Raw genomic sequence first — 3,352 nt, forward strand, 5'->3', positions numbered from 1 at the left:
CGGCCAGATTCACCGCTGCGCTCTGGATGCGGCGGGGGTTGTGCAGGTAGTGCAATCGAGGGTCTGTTTTTGCCAGGCGTTGCACCAGCGCTACGGTGCCGTCGGTGCTACCTCCATCGGTCACCACAAAGGTAACTTGCACACCGGGTGGTGTCTCTTGGCTCAAAGAATGCAGCACGCCTTCAAGCGTGCGGACCTCGTTCAGGGTCGGAATGACTACAAGGACTGTGTGGGTTGCATCAAAACTCATAGCGTTCAGTGCACTCCTAGTGGGCGCCAAGAGGCGGTTTGATGGACAGCATGGGCATCTGTTTAATCGTCATTGAGAATGCTTCCAACCAGGGCTACCCCGCTGTCTTGCAGCCGCCTGGCGAGCAGGGTGGCCTCGGACATGCGGCTCAGGTTCTTACGGGTCACCATCACAGCGGCACCCGCGCGTGAGGCGATGATTTCTGCGTCAGCGAAGTCAGTGCCTGCAGGTGTATCGATGATGATCACGTCAAATTCTTTTGCAACTATGTGCAATAGTGCTCCGAATGCGGTGCGTCCCAGCAGCTCTTGTGGATTGGGTGGCACTGCGCCCGCAGGCAGCACGAACAGGCTTTTCAGGCCGGGAACGGGAAGTACGGCCTCCATGCCGGCCCGGTCTGCCAGGATGCCGGACAGGCCTGCACTTTTGCCGAGTGCAAATAAGGTGTGCTGGCGCGCTTTGCGCAGATCTGCATCAATTAGCAGCGTGCGTTCGCCTTGCTGGGCAAACACAATCGCCAGGTTGGCCGCAATGAAGCTACGGCCTTCGCCGGCGCCTGGGCTGACCAGGGCAATGACTTTTGTGGCGGTTTCATTGTTGAACCAGCGCAGCATGAGTTGGCTGCGAACGGCACGCAGGTTCTCGCCAACGCGGCTGAAGGGTTTATAGGCGGCTACCAGCTCAGGGCTGCGGCTAGTGTCCTTTTCAGATAGGTAGGCGTAGTCGAACTGCCTGGAAAGTGCAAAGTCAATGTCTTCGCGGGTCAGCAGTTGCAGGGCCAACGCGGCATCGCCGAAGTTGGATTTGTCTTGCTGCTGGCGTTGCAGGATGCGTTCGGCATCTTGGGCGGTCAGGCGACCGCTAGACACCAAGATGTCACCAATGGATCGCGCGGCGCTGGCCAGAATGGGGGACTTGATGAGGCTTTCCGGGGCGTTCATGTGCGTGCTCCATTTGAAGTCAATGCGGCAAACTTGCCCGGACCAGAGCGTTTGATCATGGTGCTGGCAGATGCAATGGAGCCTAGGACTGGCAGATTCAGCGCTTCGACCAGATCGTAGGTGGAGCGCACGCGCCGATTGAGTAGCTCCAGCGCCACCGCGAGCCCCACACCCAGCAAACTGCCCACGAAAATGGACAAGACGATATTCAGTGCTGTGCGGGGTTTGGATGCACGTGTGGGGGGCAGGGCGGCGTTCAACACGGAAATATTGGTTTGGCCGTTTTGGCTTTCTACGTCGGATTGGGATGCCCGTTGGCTCAGAGCTTCGTAGGCGCGCTGGGCAGTTTCAATGTCGTGGCGCAATATGTTGAGTTCGTCGCGCTGCTTGTTGAGCACCAGCACGCGTGCTTTTTGGGTAGCCAAAGCACTTTGTAGTTGCTGCTCACGTTGCTTGCTGACCTGGTAAGTGGTGTCGATGGAGCTGGTGATCTTGCGTGTCTCGGCATCGAGTTGCGTACGCAGCATGGCCAATTCGGCTTCGGTGCGTTGGGTTTGGGGGTGGTTTTTACCAAGGATGACGTTGCTGTCTTGCAGCTTGGCGTCCAGTCGTGCTATGTCTGCCTTCAATCCGTTGATCAGCGGGCTTTGCATGACCTCTGCCACGGTATCGGCCTTGCTGTTTTTGCGCTTGCTTTCGCTGTCGGTGGTTTGGCCTTGGATGACGGTGAGTTGGCTGGACGTGTCGTTCAGTTTGGCGGTTTCATAGTCCAGCTTTTCATCGGCCGAGACGATGCCATTTTGTTGCTGGTAGGTGCTGAGGGCCTGTTGGGCTTTTTCTAGCCGTTCGCGTGTCTGCTTGGTTTGTTCGTCAAAAAATGCGGCGTATTGGCGTGCAGGGGCCAGCTTCAGGTCCACGTTAATGTCTAAATAGGCCTGGGAAAATGCGTTGGCGGCGGCGGCGGCGAAATCTGCATCTGCGCCGGTGTAACCGATGTTGATAACGTTGCTGTCACGCGCTGGTTTGGCGTTGAGGTTGGTTTGAAGTAGGTTGGTGAGCCATAAATCGAAGTCGCCTTTGCCTTCGGTGTCTTCTAGCCATTGGCTGCGAATCCAGGTGCCTTGTCCTTTGGGCAGCAGTTTGGTCACCCGCTGGGCGACCCGTTGGCTGTTGATGATGTCGATTTGCGTGGCCATGTAGCTAGGAGCGATCATGCCGGAAAGCATCTGGCCACTGACCGGGTCAGGCGATTTGACATCCAGCACCACAGCGGCATTGGCCGTGTACTGCTTAGGCAGCCATAGCGTGACGGCCACAGCCGCCGCAGTCGTCACCAGCAGGGTGATGATTGCGATCTTGTAACGTGCTCTAAGTATCAAAAAAAATTGTTGCGGTGTCATGGAGTGCTCGGCGATTTAGAAAAGGCTTTCACGGACATAGATCACATCGTTAGGTTGTAGCGGATCTGTCAGCGCAGGGGTTGTTTGCTGCACCACTCCAGCGGCATCTTTGCGGTACAAGCGCAGCCGGGATTCACTTCCACGGGTGGTGGGGCCACCACCGGTGGCCAAGGCCTGCATCACAGTCATACCTCGCTCAATGCGGTAAGCGCCATTCTTTTGGGCCTCGCCGTAGATGAAGAATACGGGGGCTTTATGCACATACAACCTGTCGCCACTTGCAATGACTTCATCGTCCTCGGGTTTACCCTCAATAAATAGCGATGGTACGTCAATTATTTTTCGGAAAGGTTTGCCACCCCGTAGACCGGTCAGAATGACTTTATCGTCGCCCACGGGGGTGGTTCCGCCAGCCATTGCGAGCAGGTCACTGACACGGATGTTGGTGGTTTCTAATGGAAAGCGGCCGGGGCGATTCACCTGCCCCAGCACGGATGCCTGGCTCCCGCGCGTTTGCACCAGAACGATATTGACTTGTGGCTGCTGTAAAAAACCACCACTTTTCAAGGCGGTTGCAATTTTCTTTTCGGCTGCCCCGATAGTGAGGCCAATGAGCTCGACAGAGCCAATCAACGGGTAGCTGATGGTGCCGTCTTCGGAGACACGGGCATCCACCGTGAGATCGGGATTCTGGAACACCAGCACCCGGATGGCATCCCCTGCGCTTAACCGAAAGTCGGTCTTGTCTTGCGCATGGGCGG

Annotated in this window: 4 protein-coding genes; all 4 read right to left on the minus strand. The window is 56.8% G+C overall.

Annotation, left to right across the window (positions count from 1 at the left end):
• The coding region (locus ABI213_RS20195) for a glycosyltransferase (RefSeq protein WP_348028422.1) at window positions 1-250 on the minus strand (250 nt) is incomplete at its 3' end.
• 62 nt (window positions 251-312) lie between these two features.
• Window positions 313-1,191, minus strand: a complete 879-nt coding sequence (gene epsG, locus ABI213_RS20200) for a chain length determinant protein tyrosine kinase EpsG (protein WP_348028424.1) — start codon at window positions 1,189-1,191, stop codon at window positions 313-315.
• Window positions 1,188-2,591: a chain length determinant protein EpsF gene (gene epsF, locus ABI213_RS20205; RefSeq protein ID WP_348028426.1), complete on the minus strand. Its 1,404-nt coding sequence runs from the start codon at window positions 2,589-2,591 to the stop codon at window positions 1,188-1,190. Before epsF ends, epsG begins: the two co-directional genes overlap by 4 nt.
• 15 nt (window positions 2,592-2,606) lie before the next feature.
• Window positions 2,607-3,352, minus strand: a 746-nt coding sequence (gene epsE / locus ABI213_RS20210) for a polysaccharide export protein EpsE (RefSeq protein WP_348028428.1), incomplete at its 5' end; no start/stop codon positions are given.

Source organism: Rhodoferax sp. (assembly GCF_039922535.1).
Taxonomy (GTDB): Bacteria; Pseudomonadota; Gammaproteobacteria; order Burkholderiales; family Burkholderiaceae_C; genus Rhodoferax_B.

Coding starts and splice junctions, on each gene's coding strand:
- epsG (WP_348028424.1), bottom strand. CDS start 1,191: ATGAACGCCCCGGAAAGCCTCATCAAGTCCCCCATTCTGGCCAGCGCC.
- epsF (WP_348028426.1), bottom strand. CDS start 2,591: ATGACACCGCAACAATTTTTTTTGATACTTAGAGCACGTTACAAGATC.